Source organism: Bradyrhizobium sp. (assembly GCF_052389815.1).
Classification (GTDB): Bacteria; Pseudomonadota; Alphaproteobacteria; order Rhizobiales; family Xanthobacteraceae; genus Bradyrhizobium.
Window position 1 is genome coordinate 11895 of the sequence record NZ_JBQTHN010000053.1, and the last position, 17295, is coordinate 29189.

At 61.2% G+C, this 17295-nt stretch carries 22 protein-coding genes and 1 pseudogene; 5 read left to right on the plus strand and 18 right to left on the minus strand.

Going from position 1 to position 17295, the window contains the following annotated elements:
- Positions 1-10: 10 nt before the first annotated feature.
- The 7 genes from ACT4OC_RS09760 to ACT4OC_RS09790 form a co-directional block, all read right to left on the minus strand.
- Positions 11-235: a YfhL family 4Fe-4S dicluster ferredoxin gene (locus ACT4OC_RS09760; protein ID WP_444838769.1), complete on the minus strand. Its 225-nt coding sequence runs from the start codon at positions 233-235 to the stop codon at positions 11-13.
- A gap of 35 nt (positions 236-270) precedes the next feature.
- Positions 271-1833, minus strand: coding sequence for a nitrogenase cofactor biosynthesis protein NifB (nifB, locus tag ACT4OC_RS09765; protein ID WP_444838792.1), 1563 nt, complete (start codon positions 1831-1833; stop codon positions 271-273).
- A 251-nt stretch (positions 1834-2084) separates the two neighbouring features.
- Positions 2085-2951: an SIR2 family NAD-dependent protein deacylase gene (locus tag ACT4OC_RS09770; protein WP_444838770.1), complete on the minus strand. Its 867-nt coding sequence runs from the start codon at positions 2949-2951 to the stop codon at positions 2085-2087.
- Between the two features lie 5 nt (positions 2952-2956).
- Positions 2957-3178, minus strand: a complete 222-nt coding sequence (gene nifT / locus ACT4OC_RS09775) for a putative nitrogen fixation protein NifT (protein ID WP_444838771.1) — start codon at positions 3176-3178, stop codon at positions 2957-2959.
- Entirely contained in the window at positions 3175-4389 is a 1215-nt protein-coding gene (gene nifS, locus ACT4OC_RS09780; protein ID WP_444838772.1) for a cysteine desulfurase NifS, read from the minus strand. Before nifS ends, nifT begins: the two co-directional genes overlap by 4 nt.
- A gap of 35 nt (positions 4390-4424) precedes the next feature.
- Positions 4425-4691, minus strand: coding sequence for a NifU family protein (locus ACT4OC_RS09785; RefSeq protein WP_444838773.1), 267 nt, complete (start codon positions 4689-4691; stop codon positions 4425-4427).
- Between the two features lie 70 nt (positions 4692-4761).
- Positions 4762-5082, minus strand: a complete 321-nt coding sequence (locus ACT4OC_RS09790; protein WP_444838774.1) for an iron-sulfur cluster assembly accessory protein — start codon at positions 5080-5082, stop codon at positions 4762-4764.
- Positions 5083-5371: 289 nt separating this feature from the next.
- Here ACT4OC_RS09790 and ACT4OC_RS09795 point away from each other — a divergent pair, with 289 nt between their 5' ends.
- On the plus strand, positions 5372-5983 hold the full coding sequence (locus tag ACT4OC_RS09795; RefSeq protein ID WP_444838775.1) for a hypothetical protein: 612 nt from the start codon (positions 5372-5374) through the stop codon (positions 5981-5983).
- Positions 5984-5998: 15 nt separating this feature from the next.
- On the opposite strand, the gene ACT4OC_RS09800 is transcribed toward ACT4OC_RS09795, so the two are convergent.
- A complete protein-coding gene (locus ACT4OC_RS09800) occupies positions 5999-6412 on the minus strand; it encodes a Rieske (2Fe-2S) protein (protein ID WP_444838776.1) in 414 nt (137 codons plus the stop codon).
- Between the two features lie 142 nt (positions 6413-6554).
- On the opposite strand from ACT4OC_RS09800, the gene ACT4OC_RS09805 reads away from it, so the two are divergent.
- From ACT4OC_RS09805 to ACT4OC_RS09820, 4 genes are all read left to right on the plus strand, one after another.
- Positions 6555-7010 carry a hypothetical protein gene (locus ACT4OC_RS09805; RefSeq protein ID WP_444838777.1) on the plus strand — a complete coding sequence of 152 codons (456 nt, stop codon included), beginning with the start codon at positions 6555-6557 and terminating at the stop codon, positions 7008-7010.
- Between the two features lie 72 nt (positions 7011-7082).
- Positions 7083-7940, plus strand: a complete 858-nt coding sequence (locus tag ACT4OC_RS09810; RefSeq protein WP_444838778.1) for a sulfurtransferase — start codon at positions 7083-7085, stop codon at positions 7938-7940.
- A 30-nt stretch (positions 7941-7970) separates the two neighbouring features.
- Positions 7971-8234, plus strand: a complete 264-nt coding sequence (locus tag ACT4OC_RS09815; RefSeq protein ID WP_444838779.1) for a hypothetical protein — start codon at positions 7971-7973, stop codon at positions 8232-8234.
- A complete protein-coding gene (locus ACT4OC_RS09820) occupies positions 8234-8551 on the plus strand; it encodes a hypothetical protein (protein WP_444838793.1) in 318 nt (105 codons plus the stop codon). Before ACT4OC_RS09815 ends, ACT4OC_RS09820 begins: the two co-directional genes overlap by 1 nt.
- 22 nt (positions 8552-8573) lie before the next feature.
- Here the strand turns inward: ACT4OC_RS09820 and hspQ are convergent, their stop codons facing one another.
- From hspQ to nifH, 10 genes and pseudogenes are all read right to left on the minus strand, one after another.
- Entirely contained in the window at positions 8574-8903 is a 330-nt protein-coding gene (gene hspQ, locus ACT4OC_RS09825; protein ID WP_444838780.1) for a heat shock protein HspQ, read from the minus strand.
- Between the two features lie 54 nt (positions 8904-8957).
- Positions 8958-9251, minus strand: a complete 294-nt coding sequence (gene fdxB / locus ACT4OC_RS09830) for a ferredoxin III, nif-specific (RefSeq protein ID WP_444838781.1) — start codon at positions 9249-9251, stop codon at positions 8958-8960.
- 20 nt (positions 9252-9271) lie between these two features.
- On the minus strand, positions 9272-9472 hold the full coding sequence (locus ACT4OC_RS09835; protein WP_444838782.1) for a CCE_0567 family metalloprotein: 201 nt from the start codon (positions 9470-9472) through the stop codon (positions 9272-9274).
- A gap of 7 nt (positions 9473-9479) precedes the next feature.
- Positions 9480-9950, minus strand: a complete 471-nt coding sequence (locus ACT4OC_RS09840; protein ID WP_444838783.1) for a NifX-associated nitrogen fixation protein — start codon at positions 9948-9950, stop codon at positions 9480-9482.
- 8 nt (positions 9951-9958) lie between these two features.
- Entirely contained in the window at positions 9959-10354 is a 396-nt protein-coding gene (gene nifX / locus ACT4OC_RS09845) for a nitrogen fixation protein NifX (RefSeq protein WP_444838784.1), read from the minus strand.
- Positions 10355-10379: 25 nt separating this feature from the next.
- A complete protein-coding gene (gene nifN, locus ACT4OC_RS09850; RefSeq protein WP_444838785.1) occupies positions 10380-11768 on the minus strand; it encodes a nitrogenase iron-molybdenum cofactor biosynthesis protein NifN in 1389 nt (462 codons plus the stop codon).
- Between the two features lie 9 nt (positions 11769-11777).
- Positions 11778-13454, minus strand: a complete 1677-nt coding sequence (gene nifE, locus ACT4OC_RS09855) for a nitrogenase iron-molybdenum cofactor biosynthesis protein NifE (protein ID WP_444838786.1) — start codon at positions 13452-13454, stop codon at positions 11778-11780.
- Positions 13455-13575: 121 nt separating this feature from the next.
- Positions 13576-15135 carry a nitrogenase molybdenum-iron protein subunit beta gene (gene nifK / locus ACT4OC_RS09860; protein ID WP_444838787.1) on the minus strand — a complete coding sequence of 520 codons (1560 nt, stop codon included), beginning with the start codon at positions 15133-15135 and terminating at the stop codon, positions 13576-13578.
- An 81-nt stretch (positions 15136-15216) separates the two neighbouring features.
- Positions 15217-16719, minus strand: a complete 1503-nt coding sequence (nifD, locus tag ACT4OC_RS09865) for a nitrogenase molybdenum-iron protein alpha chain (protein ID WP_444838788.1) — start codon at positions 16717-16719, stop codon at positions 15217-15219.
- Between the two features lie 79 nt (positions 16720-16798).
- Positions 16799-17295 (minus strand): annotated as a pseudogene (gene nifH, locus ACT4OC_RS09870) (nitrogenase reductase); the annotation flags it as partial.

Consider the following 17295-nt stretch of genomic DNA (forward strand, 5'->3'; position numbering starts at 1 on the left):
CGATACCTCCTCAGGCCCGCGCCTGATAGCGCGGAACGGAATTGTCGATGACGCAGGTATCATCGACCGGGCATACCGCCGTGCATTGCGGCGAATCGAAATGACCGATGCATTCGGTGCATTTCTTCGGGTCGATCACGAAGGTCCCGTTCTTCTCGGAGATCGCGACATTGGGACACTCCGGCTCACATGCCGAACAGCTCGTGCATTGTGAGGCAATGATCTTCAGCGCCATCGATTGCTCCTAAGCGGCTTCCGGGTTTCGTGAATTCAGGCCGCGGTGATCAGCGCGCCCTGGCGGATTTCGGCGTCACCGCGCTCGACATGCTCGATCTCGCCGCTCTTGACCTTGTCGAGGTAGGTCTTGAACCAGCCGATCGCCGACTTCTCGATGAACTCGTGGGCGAACTGATCGACCGGTTCGATGCCGGCCTTGAGCAAGTCGGCCTTGGGGCAGCCGCCGATCTTGGCCACGAACACCGCATGGCAGTCGTTGATGGCGCGAATCACGGTTTCCAGACTGTCTTCATCGCCATAGCCACCCTGGCAGTAGAGATCGACGCGACGATGACCGACGAATTTTGCACCCGCCGTGGAAAGCTCATAGACCTGAAATTCCTTGGCGTGGCCGAAGTGCTCGTTGATCAGGCCCGAGCCCTTGGTGGCCACGGCGACCAGGAGCTTGATGTCGCTCATCTCGCCCGCTAGCGTCTCCAGTTCCTCCTGCTTCGCCGCCACCTTGGCGACGCGCTCTTCCTCGACCTGGGCCTGATAGGCCTTGCGTGTATCGAGGTCGTAGTTCACCTCCATCGCCATGATCTTGTCGGTGGTAAACTCGGCGCTGCGGTCTTCGCCCAACAGGCCGACCGCGTCGGCGCGGCACTGCCGGCAGTGACGCATCATGTTCATTTCGCCTTCGCAGGAATCCTGCAGCGCCTTGAGCTCCTGCGCCGTGGGGCCGCGCTGGCCGGTCAGGCCGAATACCGTGCCGTGCTCGGGCGCGGAGATCAGCGGCATGATGTTGTGCAGGAATGCGCCGCGCGACTTTACGGCCTTGTTGACTTCGACCAGATGCTTGTCGTTGATCCCGGGGATCATGACCGAGTTGACCTTGCACAGGATGCCGCGCTCGGTCAGCATTTCCAGCCCCTGGAGCTGACGATCGGTCAAGAGCTTAGCCGCCTCGACGCCGGTGTAGCGCTTGTGCTTCCAGAATACCCAGGGATAGATCTTCGCGCCGATCTCGGGATCTACCATGTTGATGGTGATCGTGACGTGGTCGACGTTGAAGCCGGCGATGGTGTCGACGTGGTCCGGTAGTGCCAGCCCGTTGGTCGACAGGCAGAGCTTGATATCCGGCGCGGTCTTGGCGATGAGTTCGAACGTCTTGAACGTCTTTTCAGGATTGGCGAGCGGATCGCCGGGGCCGGCGATCCCGAGCACGGTCATCTGCGGAATGGTCGAGGCGACGGCGAGGACCTTCTTGGCAGCCTGTTCCGGCGTCAGCTTCTCGCTGACCACGCCAGGACGGGATTCGTTGGCGCAGTCATATTTGCGATTGCAGTAATTGCACTGGATGTTGCAGGCCGGCGCGACGGCGACATGCATGCGGGCATAGTGATGGTGCGCCTCCTCGCTGTAGCAGGGATGATTCTTGACCTTCTCCCAGATCTCGGTCGGGAGATCGCCCTGGCCCGCCGCCGAACCACAACTCGCCTTGCCGCTACCGCCCGAGGTACCGCAGCCCTTGTGCTCGGCGACCGCCTGCATGACTTCTTCGACATTCACGACTTGTCCGGCCGTGGTAGCTTCGTGCTGTGCTAGCGCCTGCATGTCCATTTTTCGCTCCTGGCCCCAGTTCAAGAAGTTCCAGGGAACGATTAGCAACTGGCGTGCCATCGCCAGACCGACGACAATTTTGCGGTATATCAACGAGTTATGATTGGGTCGCAGGCTGTCGCATTACCAACATGCGGCGACGAATGATTGGAAGCTATGTTGGAAACGTTACAGATTGGAATTTCCGCAAGCAGCGCGCGCGGACGCGCGAGATCCCGCAACGGGATCATGCGGCCTCGCACGATTCAGCCGGCGGCGAGAATTTCGGTGACGCGCGGCAGCGGAACGGCGATCGGGATCAGGCCCTGGCCGACCAGGAACCGCAGTTCATTCCTGGAAAGCGTCTCGGGCTCGACAATCGCATAGTGCAGCGCGGATGAACGCTTGGTGACTTGCCGCGCATAGGTCCGCAATAGCTGGTCGTTGAAACGGCAGCCGATGAATACAAAACTTCGTTCGGCGCGCCGATCCTTCACGACATCCGGAATCGGAGTTTGAATGTCGATCTCGGTCAAAACCTCGACATAGTCGGCGTCGGAGATCAAAAAGTTCTTCGCCGGCGCGATGCTGCCGTGAGGCTTGTAAAGCAGCGTGGTCCACGCGTCGGCCGCGCCGCGATTCACTTCCGCGCCGTCCGCATCGTAAAAGCGATACCAGCGGTCCTCGCCTATTCCGGCGCGGGTGATGCCCTGGACTTCGCCCCAATCCTTTCGTGCACCGAGCGCCGCGCGCATGGCGCCGTCGTACCAGGCATCGACAATCATCGGCAGGCGCAGCGAGGCGAGATAGCGATGCAGCGCGGTCGGCTCGACCGGCACTGCAAACGCTTCCGCCATCAAGGCGGTGACGGTGGAGCGATGCTTGTTGCTTTCAATATGCTGGGCCGCGGCCCAGGCATTTCCCTTTGCGCGCCTTGGAAGAGCGACCTTGGTACCGAAGAATACAGCGAGCGCCTCCGGGCTCATCGGAACCGCCGGCTTCGAGAGCTCGGTAAGGCCGGGGCCCAGATAAGGCACGATCGTCCCGGCCCGCAGCCGCGCGGCCACATCGGCGAGCGCGGCCTCGGCGTCGGCGGGTTTCATAAAATCGATCTGCGGTACCGGCGCGTTCATCGGACCTACTCGCTGTCGCTGTCGCCACGCTTGCGCGCATTAACGGTGATCGGAAGCGTGGTGTCGGCCGCCATTTCCGGCAAATCGAGCGTCCAGCCATTGGCGATGCGGATCCAGCCGCCCCATAGCGTTTCGTGTTCGGACTCGACGATCGGCTCCTCGAGATCCTTTTTCGGCACATAGATCGACAGGCCGGCTTCCGGCGAGCGACGGATCATGATCTTCATAGCGCCAACTCCGTGGGACAGGGTGGATCGGCCAGCGGAGCACCCTGGCGCTGCTGCCACGCAGGCGACAGCCCTCTCAGCTTGACGATAATTTCCGGCAGCGCCTGCAGCAGCCGGTCGATTTCTTCGACCGTATTCTCGCGCGACAACGAAAAGCGAATAGCGCCCCGGAGCGCCGCGGCCGGCACATTCATCGCGCGCAGCACATGCGACGGCTCCATCGATCCCGATGCGCAGGCCGAACCCAGCGAGGCCGCGATACCGGCGCGGTTCAAATGATGCAGGATCGCCTCGCCTTCGAGATGCTCGAACGCAATGCTGGCGGTGTTCGGTAACCTGTTCTCGGTGTCGCCGATTACGATGCAATGGCCGACATGGTCGCGGATCCCCTGCTCCAGGCAGTCGCGCAAGGCCTCCACGCGTGGCAATTCCTCTTCTATATGGCCCATCGCAAGCTCGGCTGCCTTGCCCAGCCCGACGATTGCGGGCACATTTTCCGTACCGCCGCGCCGCCGGCGTTCCTGCGGTCCACCCCGAATGAACGGACTGAACTTCACGCCCTTGCGCACATAGAGCGCGCCAATGCCCTTGGGCCCATGCAGCTTGTGCCCCGACAGCGACAGCATGTCGATCTCGGTCGTCTTCAGGTTGATGGCGATCTTGCCGACCGCCTGCACCGCATCGGTATGAAACAGCGCCCCGATGCTGTGTGCCAGTTCTGCGAGAGGCTCGACCGGGAACAGTGTCCCGGTTTCATTATTCGCCCACATCACCGAGGCAATCGCCGTGCGCGGCCCAAGCGCGCGCCGGTAAGCTTCGATGTCGAGCTGCCCGCGCGAATCCACGCCAACGAAATGCACCCTGATGCCGCGGTCCTTTTCGAGGTGCTCCAGCAGCGAAAGGATGGCCGGGTGCTCGACCGAAGTTGTGACGATCTCGTCGCGTCCGTCCTGTGTGTCGAGCGCCGAGAGAATGGCGGCATTGTCGGATTCGGTGCCGCCGGAGGTAAACACGATCTCTTGGTCGAACGCGGCGCCGAGCAGCGCCTGCAGGCTCTTGCGCGCCTGCTTGACGGCACCCGCCACCTCGCTGCCAAACGCGTGCGATGACGAGGCGTTACCGAACTGATCGGAGAAATACGGCAACATGGCCGCAACGACCGCAGGATCCGTGCGCGTCGTCGCATTGTTATCGAGGTAAATCGGCCGCACGGACACCTCTTTCGATTTTCAACGCCGCATCAAACTCAGTGCCGCGCCTTCGGCGCTCCGGCAACAGGGATCAGGCGCACGAGCTCGCCGAGCCTTTCCACGATCTTCGCCTGGATACCTTCGAGCGTCGCACTGCTCAGCTTGCAGAACATGCAGGCACCGGTGAGCCTGACCATGACCTTGTTGCCGTCGATTTCGAGCAATTCGCAGTCACCGCCGTCGCGCTTCAGGTTCGGACGTATCTCGTCGATCACCGCCCGGATGATCGCGGCGCGGTCGGTCTCAACCGTTCTCGATTGCATTACATTATCGGGTTCAACCAGCATGATCTCGATCGCCTTCCCTTGGTGCCAGCAAATGTCGGCCTGTCGTTCAACCGAACGACTTGCCGCAACCGCAGCTCGACTTGGCGTTTGGATTATCGAAGGTGAAACCGGACCCTTCGAGCGCGACCACGAAATCGACGGTAGTGCCGGCCAGGAATTCGTGGCTCTTCATGTCCACGAACACCTTCACGCCATCGCGCTCGATCACGGTGTCGTCCGGGTCCACCTCCTTGACGAGGCCCATATTGTATTTGAGGCCCGCGCAGCCGCCTGCTTCCACCATGATGCGCAACCCATCGACAGGCTCGGGTGCCGTCGAGATCGCACTGCGTACCGCGTTCAACGCGCTGTCAGTTAAATTGATCATTGCAGGACCCTCGTTGTCAGGATTGCCTGGCAACGAACTGGCAAGTCTCATGCCATGCGACAATTGCTTGATGACGCTGATATTTTTGACGCACGCCTGTTGCGTTTGCGACCAGTGTCGGGTTTGCGACAGGGCGCTCCTTCGCAGGGCCGGTATTGGCGAGGATGAAATGCCCGTCCTGCCGTAACCACCGCACTCTCCGCGCCAGGCGCGAGGCGGCAAACAAATTGCATAGGGAGAATAGACGGCGCCGATGCGCTGCCAGATTGTACGACATCGGAGAATGTTCATGACCACGCTTGAGACGATCGCGCCGGCAATCGAGAGCACCGCGCTTGGCCGGCTGGATACGGAGGGACGCCTCCTCAACGCAGTATTCAAGGGACCTACCACCAAGCCGGGCCGATTTGGGTTCCGCGGCGACATCGCGCTCAAGTTCCAGGCCCAGGTCGCGGACGAGAAGCGGCCGCCGGATTTTTCGATCGAGCAGGTATTGACCGTCGTGCAGGAAGGCGAAAGCACCATCCCGATCCTGGTCGGCTATCTGCACTCCTTTGCCTATCTGGAGACGGTATCCGGAGTCCTCGACGGACTGCTCGCCCCCGGCGGCACCTATTTCATGTTCTGCAACAACATCGACCTGTTGGCTAAATACCGGGTGACGCTCCGCGGCATCACCTACTTCGTTCTGCCCTGCGATGAATCGACCGTCTGGAAGGAAATGATGGACCTGATGGGCATCGACAAGAACGACGTCAAGAAGCTCAACACCGCCGGCAAGCTCGATCATCTGCTCGACGCCGCGATTGGCTTCGCTGAAAATTACGACGCCATCAGCCTCGAAGAGGGACTGGCGCGGATGGAGCCGGTCAAGAACCGCAACGAGAACCGCCCGGTCTGAACCGCGAGGTCGCGATCACGCTCCTTCCTGATCGTCGTCGGGAAGAACCACGTCGTCCTCGACCAGCGTCACGCCGGTGACGCAAATATCGTCGTCGATAACCGTCAACGCCACGGGCCTGAGAGACTGCCCCTTGCAGGGGCCGTCCACGCACCTACCGGTGCCGAGTTCGAACAGCGAGCCGTGCTTGCCGCACATCAGCCGCAGCCCGTTCGGATCCAGGAACTGATTGCGCTCCCAGTCGAGATTGACCCCGTCATGCGGACATTTGTTGACGTAACCGAAGACCTGCCGTCCCCAACGCACCACAAAGATCGGCCACGGCCGCATCGCGCCGTCGTCCCCGACGATCATCAACTGAAAACCGCGCGCCTGCTGGCTCGGGATGTCGTTTAAGGCACAAATCGCATAGGCGAAGCTCGATTCCATCTTACCCTCGCTCATCACGAAACACTCGTCAGCGATCTCACCGACGGGTCTTGCAAGATTCGCGCAAAGTTTGGGCGAAGCCGGCCGACTGGCACAAATTTTGATAATTCCGAGGACAACACGCCGATGTATGGAGATTGAAATGAATGTCACAACGGAACTCGCGGGCAAATCCGTCGATGAACTCAAGGCGTTGCTCGATGGCGCCACGCTCACCGTCTACTCGGTCGCACGACCGGTCAGCGCCGACCAACCGGTCGAGCGCTCCGGCGCCCTGGCAACATTCACTTTTGCTTCGCCCGCCTTCGGAGCCCCGGTCGATGAGCTCGAAACCCCGGTCTTTGCCGCAAATCCCGTTGCCGCGAGCAATGTCGGGACGCCTGGATTTGCCCGTGCCTGCAAGACGGACGGCACCGTGATCGCGGATTTTTCCGCGGGCCCCGGCGACCGCGAGATCAAGTTCAGCGAAGTCTCGTTCTCGCAAGCCGCGCCGGTCAAGATCACGACTTTCAGGTTCAAGCCCGAGGGCGGATGGCCGGAAAAGCCCGAATATTACGACACGAGACCGCGTAACGGATTCCCGATGCCCACAGCTTAGAGGCCGCGCCCGATCCATCCGAGATGTTTCCATGGCAAATTTTGTCGGCTTTCCGACAAGGAGATCGAAGCGATGACCTTTGCAAATCCGGAAGCGCTGGTAAGCACCGAATGGCTGGCTGAGCATCTGGCCGACCCAGACATTCGAATCCTCGACTGTACCTGGCATCACGTCTCTACCAACCTCGACGGACGGACGCAGTATCGCGGACGTCACCTCCCGGGCTCCGTGCATTTCGATATCGATCACTTCGCCGACAAGTCCAACCCGCTGCCTCACATGCTTCCCTCGGCGTCCGATTTCCGCATCAAGGCCGGCCTTCTGGGCATCGGCAACGCGGATCGCGTCGTGGTTTATGACAGGCTGTGCGGCGGCGCGGCGGCCGCCCGCGCGTGGTGGATGTTTCGCGCCTTTGATCACGATAACGTCGCCATGCTCGATGGCGGGTTCGGCAAATGGACCAAGGAGAAGCTGCCGACGGAAATGTCCCCGGTTCGGCCGGAGCCGAAATCCTTCGCGGCAACGCTCAAGCCGGCGCTGGTCCGAAACCTGGGCGAGATGAAAGCCAATCTGGCTGATAACGCGGAGCAGGTCATCGACGCGCGCGGACCGGCGAAGTTCGATGGCACACAAGAGGACGTCTTTCCGTTCAAAAAACTCGGGCACATTCCCAATGCCGTCAACATTCCCTGGGCCGATCTGATCGACGCGGAGTCTGGCGCATTCATCGCGCCGCCGGCACTCGCGGCACGCTTCGCCGCGGCAGGAATCGACCTGCAACGCCCGATCGTGACCACCTGCGCCTCGGGCATCACATCCTGCGTCGTTGCGCTCGGGCTTTATCTGCTCGGCCATACCACCGCGGCCGTGTACGACGGATCCTGGGCGGAATGGGGACTGGCGGAGGATACGCCGGCAATCGCCGCGTAAGCTTGTGATTCGGCCGGGAGGCAATTTCTCATGAGCGAAAATACTGCAGCGGTCAGCCTGATCTCGGAAGGCGAACAATACGAGCTCCTTGCGTCCGACGACAGGACCTCATTCGTGCTCCGCTCCAAGGCGGACTTGTCAGTCGCGCGCCTGCAAGGCGAGGATGCGGCACGCTTCCAGGCGGACTATGAGACCGTGAAACAGCAATTTCCGGACTGGAAGCCGGACCAGGCGCTTGCACAGCTCTGGGACCAGGGCGGCTATAGCTGGCTCGCAACTCAGGAGGCAGATTGATCATGCCGACGCTCATCAAGACCACGACCGACGGCCGGAAACTCGAAGTGATCGGGCTGGCGATCTGCCTCAACGGCGAACTCGAGGCCTTCGAGCTGATCGAGGTCAAGCTTCATCCCAATAGATCGGCCATCCGAAAGGCCGCTCCCGACGCCACGCATATGGCAGGACGGGTGACGCTGACAAAAGAAGAGGCGGACAGCGTTTACCGCGCCTTCAAGGAAGCCGAAGCGGAAATTCTCGCCAGTCCCGCCGCGATCAACGAGCGATTCCGGATCGCCGCGATGTGGAAGGCGCGCGAACAGGGCATCGAATAGCGCATGCGCCCCGCGCACGCGCTCAATTCACCATCGAGCGCCGCCGGTAGCAGCCGTTGTCGTCCCACTCGAACATATCCTTGATTTGCGGATGCTGGACCGGCTCGTCCGAGGCGTCGGCCAGCAGATCCTGCTCCGAGAAATAAGCGACAAACGGCGTTCGATTGTTTTCGGCGAAAAGATGGTAGAACGGCTGATTCCGGCATTCGCGGCCATCGACCAGAATCAGTTCATGGGATCGACAGCTCTCGTCGAACTCCGGGTCGACGTCGAATACGACGCCACGAACCGGGTACCGACGGTGGCGAATGACCTGGCCGATACGGAATTTTGCTACGGCAATCTTGCTCATGAATACCCGGCGCTGCGATATGCGGCGCCGCTCGTCCCCATCGCCGCACTCGCGTCAGGATGCCGTTGGCGCGCCATGGGTCTGGCAATTCGTCGGACAGACGCGGGCGCAGGCACCGCAGCCGATGCAGGCGCCGTCATCGTTCATCACCATGATCTTTTTCTCGACCTCGTCATCTTCGTCGTCATCGAGATCGACATACTCGCCTTCCTCGTTCAGCCCCTTCAGCGTCATCACCTCGCGGCCGCACACCTTGTAGCAGCGACCGCAGCCGATGCATTTTTTGGCATCGATCGCGAGCAGGAATTCCGGCTTCCAGTCGCGGCCATCGCGGGTTGCGTTCGACATGATACTGCCCGCTCGCTGATCTAGGCCGCTTCGAGGTTCTTGAGGGCAGCGCGCTTCTGTTCCAGCTCGGCGAAGGCATCATGCGCGCGCTGGGCGACGGCCATGATGGTGTCCCAACCGATCGGCAGCTCTTCGGAGAGATCGTGCAGATTCATCTTCGCCTGTATCGCCTTGGCGGACAGTTTCTTGATCTCGGCTTTCAGCGTTTCCACGTCGCTCATGGAGTCCTCAATATTTCGCTACATCCGGAAATTTTTCGATCATTTCGACGCCGGCCTTGACGAATTTGGTGCCTTCGTCGGCCAGCTTGTCCAAATTGTCGAAGCCAAAGCGGTGAACGTCGCGAAGCTGTTTGTTGACGACGATCAGCCGGCCGCCGATCAGCACCATGCGGCCAAAGCCCTCATGATGCATCTTCAGCATCGGCGATACCATGACGCCGGTCGCCCGCTCGATCGACAGCGCCACAGCGTTGTAAAACAGCTCGAGCCGCCAGATGGTTTCGGGATCTGGATCGCCGACGATCGGCAGCGCACGGCGGGCCGCCTTGTCCAGGATATAGGGATCGATCAGCGTGAGATCGCTCTTTCCCTCCCATGCGCCATGGGTGTCCTGGGCGCGCCAGACCTTGATCAGCTCCTTGATGAAAGGGCTCTCCAGCGCAGGACTTGGTTCGAGCACGGCAGCAACGTCGCTCATGGTCATTCCTATTCTTCGAAATCGAGGGTTCGTTCCTGGCCTTTGGCCAGGGCCTTGCGCAGCCAGGGCGGCGGCGTGCCCTTCAGGACATCCTCGATCTTCAGCAGAAGATCGTCGATCTCCTCCGGCTGATTGACCTTCATGGGATGGATGTTGTTCGCCACCACCCGCGCAGCACCGGATCCGCCGATCGCTGCGACATAGAGGATGGCGCAATCCTTGATCGCCTCGATCTTGGGCGCGAGCTTGTCCTCGTTGCCGTCTTCCTTGAGATCGCCGTCGAACTCGACGGCCTCCAGAAAGCGGTGTCCTTCCGGACCCACTTCGTAGATCGCGATGTTCTTGGCCCAGCCGAAATGCGCGTCGACACGCTTCAGGTCCTGGGTCGCGAATGCGATTTTCATCGGATATTCCTCCCTTTGCTTCGCGTCAGTGGATGATCATCGGGTCGCCGGAACCCTGGATCTCGACGAGGTCGTTCCGCCAGGTGTCAGGCGTCGGCTCGTGATTTTCCTCGTGGTCGGCGATGATGAGATTGCCGATGTCGAAGATCAGATCCCGCGTGCCGCGATAGCCGACCGACAGCAGATGTCCGGCGCCGAGCCGGTCGAACATCGGAAAGCCGGCGCGGTAGAACGGTATCTTCAACCGCGCCGCCGCCTGCCGGCCATGGGAATGGCTGATCAGCAAGTTGCAGCCGCGGTCCTTGGCGAGATTTTCGAGGTCTTCCAGATCGCCGATCAACACCTCGTCGGCCGCCACGCGTTCCAGCACCGGCGACTGCGTCGTCGTCACCGCAACCGTCACTTTCGCACCCATCTCGTGCAGCATGCTGCTGAGATCGAACAGGAGGTCCGGCTCGGCGCCGATCGCAAGCTTCTTGCCGCCGATATGAAAATGCGCATCCAGCATTGCGTCGGCCAACTGGCCGCGCTGGCGCCGGTATTTTGGCGGCACCGGCCGGCCGCTGATCTCGCTCAGGAACATGATGAATTCATCATTGGGGATCAGGCCGCACAGTCGCTCGAATACCCGGAACGGAACGCCCGCTTTCTTCTCCAGGGCTTCCGCCGCGCGCCGCATCTGGGCGCCGATGGCAATGGTCCAGGCGGCCTGCCCCATGGTTGCGACCTCGTCGACGCCGATGCCGCCGATCGTCGTCGGCGTGAACTCATCGGGGATGTGCCCATCCAGCGAGCCGGCGAGGTCGGGCAGGAACGAGGGTTTGAGTCCGAAATCTTCAAAAATGGTGCGCAGCTCGTCGAGATCGCCCGGCGTGAGGTGGCAACCCGGAAGAACGTTGATTCGCGCCGAATCGCGCTGCGCGTCGGCTTTCGGCGCCTCGACCAGCACCTCGACCATGCGCGCGACGGTCTTTTCCCAACCGTCCTGAAACGCATCCTTGAAATCCGGTGTCGGCACGTAGACCAGCGGGAAATTGGCGAGCTGCGGGTGCTTCTGCCGAATGGTTCTGATGTAGCCCTCGACGTCGTCGCCCTTGGTTTCGGTCACGCCGGTCGAGCAGATGCCGATAATCTCGGGCTTGGTCCGGTTGTAGATGTTGAGAATGGCCTGCTCGACATTCTCGTAGCCGCCCAGCACGGTCGCAACTTCGCTCATCGCCGTGGTCTGCAGCGGCACCGCTTCCTTGAAATGCCGCACGAACAGGGTCAGCCCGAAGGAGGTGCAGCCCTGCGAGCCGTGCAACAGCGGCATCGATCCGCGCAGCCCCATGAACGCGAACGCACCACCGATCGGCTGGCTCATCTTCAGCGGATTGACCGCGCAGGCCTTCTTGCCAATGGTGACGGTGGCCATGAGACTGCCCTACTCCGCGGCCTGAAGGAGAGGAGCAGGCTGCGGTGCCACGGCGGCCAGGATGTCCTCGATGCGGCCCTTGCAGGCGCCGCATCCACCCGACGCGTTGGTATGCTGCTTGACGCCATCGACCGCGTTCAGCCCGTGCGCTTGGATCGCGTCTTCGATGGTGCCGAGATCGACGGTCTTGCAGAGACATATCTTTTTGGCGCGACGAGCCTGTTCGGCACGCTCGGGATCGGCGGCCAACGCGGCGGCCTCCGCATCTGCCTGCGCTATCGCTTTGGCTTGCCAGTTGTCCGCGCCATTCTCCCACGGCGCCGGACGGCGAAGCTGCTGCCACATCGGATTGAACAGCGACTTGTCGATTTCCTCGACCAGTTTCACCATGCCGACATAGCCCATATAGGCGTGGCTCCGCTCCTGGTTGATGTCGAGCCAGGGCATTCCGGCCTTCAAGGCGACGAATTGCGACTTGCCGCCGGAAAGCATGATGTCGGCGCGGGCCTCCTTCATCATCCTGTACATCTCGCGCGGCGTCATATCGTCGATCATGTGGGCGTCCTGCCCCATCAACTCCTTGATCCGCTCCTTGTCCTCTTTGGTGGACTTCTTGACGCTGGTGCCGACCAGTTCGAGGCCTGCCTCCTGCAGCGCAGCGAGCACCGACCACGACTTGACGCCGCCGGTGATGAGCAGAACCTTCTTGCCGGCAAAGCGCGGCTTGAAGGGCTCGATGGCGGCCCAGGCTTTTGCTTCTTCGCGCGCGATCACGGCTTCCGTGCGCGCCATCAGTTCGTCGGGCGCGCCGCGCTCGATCAGTAGCCGCGCGATCTCGCGCAGCGAATCGCTGGAGTCCTGGATGCCGTAGAACGAGCCCTCGAAGAACGGGATGCCGTAGCGCTCTTCCATTTTACGCGCCACGTTGATCATGGCCTTGGAACAGACCATCATCGCCGCCCTCGCGCGATGCGAATAGGCCACCTCTTTGTATTTTCCGTCGCCGGAGATGCACGACAGAATGCGGATGCCGAGCTCGTCGAGCATCGGTTTCACCTGCCAGAGTTCGCCGGACAGATTATATTCGCCGATGATGTTGAGGTCGTAGGGCGTGGTGTAATCCGGTTCCTCGGTCCCGATCACGTGCTCGAGCAGCGCTTCGCCGGCGAGCTTGTTGCCGAGGTTCTTCGGCCCGACGAAGCCGGGGGAATTCACCGGGATGACCGGCTTGCCGAATTTCGCCGAGGCTGCCTTGCAGACCGCGTTGATGTCGTCGCCGATCATGGCGGGAACACAGGTCTGATAAACGAATACCGCAGGCGGGTTGTACTTTTCGATGATTTCCTTGACCGCCTTGTAAAGGCGCTTCTCGCCGCCGAACACGACGTCGGTTTCATTGATGTCGGTGGTAAATCCCGTGCGCCAGATATCGGCACCGGATGATCTGGCGCCGCGATTGTCCCAGGAATTTCCTTCGCAGGCGATTGGGCCGTGCACGAGATGCGCCACATCCGTCAAAGGCTGCAGCGCAATCTTCGCACCATCGAAGGCACAGCCGCCGGCGGCGCCGCCAGGCAGAAGCTGCTTGGTGCAGCCCTTCTTGCGCTCAGCCTCCGATTTGTTCGCGTTCTTGCCGCAGCCCGGCTCGTTGAAGACGTCCTGGATGGTGGCCGACAGCGAACTCATTCGTCTCTCCTGTCCACGGAATGGCTGCACAAGCGCGCAGCACGCAGGCGCTGGTCGTCTTCTCCGCCGCCAACCCGGATCAACTTCCGGGATGGCGATGATGCGTCGTCGCGATGTCCCCTCAGCGAATGATGTCGAAGCTGTAGTCGGTCTTCGCGGGAACGTTGGTGTTCTTGTCGATCTCGTCAAAGATCTTGTCGAGGATCCGGACCAGGACGTTCAGGCCGCCCTGATAACCCCACACCGGATACCGGTGATGGTGATGGCGGTCGAACACCGGGAAGCCGATGCGGATCAGCGGCGTGCCGGTGTCGCGCTCGAGATATTTGCCGTAGGTATTGCCGATCACAAAGTCTACCGGTTCGGTGAACAGCAGCGAGCGCATGTGCCAGAGATCCTTGCCGGGATAGATGTGGCAGTTCTGGCCGAACGGCGAACTCGCGAACAGGGCCTGCATCTTTTCCGCCCAGGCCTTGCTGCCGTTGGTGGCGAGAACGTGGGTCGGCTCGGCACCGAGCTCGAGCAGGAACGCCGCGAGACCGTAGCAAAGATCGGGATCGCCGTAGATCGCGAACTTCTTGCCGTGGATATGCGCGCTCGAATCGGCCATCGCATCGACCAGTCGTCCACGCTCGCGCGCCAGTGCTTCCGGGATCTCCTTGCCGGAAATGCGTGACAGCGCCATCAGGAACTCGTCGGTTGCCGTCACGCCGACGGGATGATTGAAGGCGACCACTTCCTGACCATGAGCGGCGATGAACGGCAGCGTCTTTTCCGTCGAATATTGCTGCATCGAGATCGTCGCCTTGGCGTGGATCGCGTTCGCCGCATCCTCCAGCGTGGTGCCGCCGTCATACATGCGGAATTCGCCGTCCGTCGGAGTGTCGAACACCTCGCTGTTGTCGGCAAGGATGGTGTATTCGATCCCCATTGCCTCGAAGAGGCGCTTGATCTCGCGGGTATTGCCAACGGTGTAGCCGTCGAAGCCACCAATGAAGTTGATCTTCTCGTTGGGCCGGCGCTCGATCTTCGGCGCCGTGCCGGCCTTGCCGTCCCAGAAATGCTCGAGGATACCTTTCAACGCGTTGTCATATCCGGTGACATGACTGCCGACAAACGCCGGCGTATGCGCGAACGGTACATCGAATTCAGCGGGTACCGAGCCTTTTTCCTTCGACGTCTTGATGAAGGCGTTCAGATCGTCGCCGATCACTTCCGCCATGCAGGTGGTGGACACGGCGATCATCTTCGGCTTGTACATCGCGTAGGTGTTGGCCAGGCCGTCGATCATGTTGTTGAGGCCGCCGAACACGGCCGCGTCTTCCGTCATCGAGGACGAAACGCAGGAGCTCGGCTCCTTGAAGTGCCGCGACAGATGGCTGCGGTAATAGGCGACGCAACCCTGCGAGCCGTGCACGAACGGAATGGTGCCCTCGAAGCCGACCGCGGCAAATACTGCGCCGAGCGGTTGGCAGGCCTTGGCGGGATTGACCGTGAGCGCTTCGCGCGCGAAATTCTTCTCGCGGTATTCGGGCGTCTTGGCCCATTCGCGGATGCGCTCGACTTCCGCGGGATCGCGCGGATTCTCGAACATCTTCTTCTTGTTCGCCAGCATCTGCTGGTATTCCGGGCCGCGGAACAGCTCGAAATGATCGAGCACGTGGTCTGCATTCTGCGTCATGGTGTTACCCTCTTGAAATCGCGTGTGTCGATCTTTCGATGCCGGCTCTCTCCCGGACGGGAGAGAGCCGCAGTCGCCCAGTTACTCCGCCGCCATCAGCGTCGGCTTCGGCACATCCTTCCAGGGGGCCTTGGCCTTCTTCCAGATCGGCGAATTGATGGCCATGTCCATGTCGCGCGCGAAGATCGCGAAGCCGTCATAGCCATGGTAGGGGCCGGAGTAGTCCCAGGAGTGCATCTGCCGGAACGGCACACCCATCTTCTGGAACACGTATTTTTCCTTGATGCCCGAGCCGACCAGATCGGGTTGCACCTTCTCGACGAACTTCTCGAACTCGTATCCCGTCACGTCGTCATAGATCAGCGTGCCGTCCTTGACGTAGTGCTGGGCCGTCCGCTGATAGTCGTCGTTGTGGCCGAACTCGTAGCCGGTGCCGACCACCTCCATGCCGAGATCCTCATAGGCGCCGATCACGTGGCGCGGACGAAGACCGCCGACGAACAGCATTACGGTCTTGCCTTCGAGCCGCGGCCGGTATTTCGCGATCACCGCGTCCATCAAGGGCTGGTACTTGGCGATGACGCGCTCGGCGCCCTCCTTGATCTTGTCGTCGAAGAAGCCGGCGATCTTGCGCAGCGATTCCGCGATCTTGCTAGGGCCGAAGAAATTGTATTCGCACCACGGAATACCGTACTTCTCTTCCATGTGGCGCGAGATGTAGTTCATCGAGCGGTAGCAGTGCAGGACGTTGAGCTTGGCCTTGGGAGTCGCTTCGAGCTCGGCCAGGCTGCCGTCGCCCGACCACTGCGCGATCACGCGCAGCCCCATCTCCTCGAGCAAGATGCGGGACGACCAGGCGTCTCCGCCGATATTGTAGTCGCCGATGATCGCCACGTCGTAGGGCGTCGGCTCGAACTTCGGCGGCGCGTCGGGGGCGATCTTGTCGAACACCCAGTCGCGGATCGAGTCGTTGGCGATGTGGTGGCCGAGCGATTGCGAAACGCCGCGGAAACCTTCGCAGCGGACCGGCACGATGGTCTTGCCTTCGTATTCCTTAGACTTCTGCTTGGAGACGGCTTCGATGTCGTCGCCTATCAATCCGATCGGGCATTCCGACTGGACCGTAATGCCCCTGTTGAGCGGGAACAGCTCCTGGATTTCGTCCATGATCTTGGCGAGCTTCTTGTCGCCGCCGAAGACGATGTCCTTCTCCTGGAAGTCGGAGGTGAACTGCATGGTCACGAAGGTATCGATACCGGTCGTGCCGATGTAATAGTTGCGCCGGGCAGCCCAGGAGTACTGGCCGCATCCGACCGGTCCGTGGCTGATGTGGATCATATCCTTGATCGGACCCCACACCACGCCCTTCGAGCCGGCGTAGGCGCAGCCGCGGATGGTCATGACGCCGGGTACCGACTTGAGGTTCGACTTGACGCCGCAATCGGACTTGCCGGCCTCATGCACGTTGAGGTGCTTGGCGCGACGCTTCAAGGTTTTCTCCGGATAGACCTTGAGCACCTCTGCGATCAGTTCCTTGTTGCGAGCCTTGATCTCCGCAACGCTTTCCGTCTTGGCTAAACTCATCTGGTTGTTCCTCGCTTGATCCGTTTGCGGTGCAGGAGTCCGGCCCCTCCCTGCGAGTGACCGGAATTGATGCGTGAACTCAGGCGGCCGACAACCTCGCAACTTCTTCGGCTGCGAGCTCGGCAGCGGTCTTGCCGACGATGGCTTCGTCGACCGGCTTCATGATGCCGTGCTCCATCAGCATGTCCTCGAGCTCGTCCATGGTGATCGGGGTCGGGATGATGCCCTTGCCGCCATTGTTGTGGATCTTCTCGGCCAGCGTCCGGTAGTGGCCGGCCTGCACCGAGTCCGGGGCATATTCCAGCACCGTCATGCGGCGCAGCTCGGCGTGCTGTACGATGTTGTCGCGCGGCACGAAGTAGATCAGCTGGGTGCCGAGCTTCTTGGCCATCGCTTCGGCAAGCTCGAGCTCCTTGTCGGTCTGCCGCTCGTTGCAGACCAGGCCGCCGAGGCGCACGCCGCCGGAATTGGCGTATTTCAGAATGCCCTTGGAGATGTTGTTGGCGGCATACATCGCCATCATCTCGCCGGACATCACGATGTAGATTTCCTGCGCCTTGTTCTCGCGGATCGGCA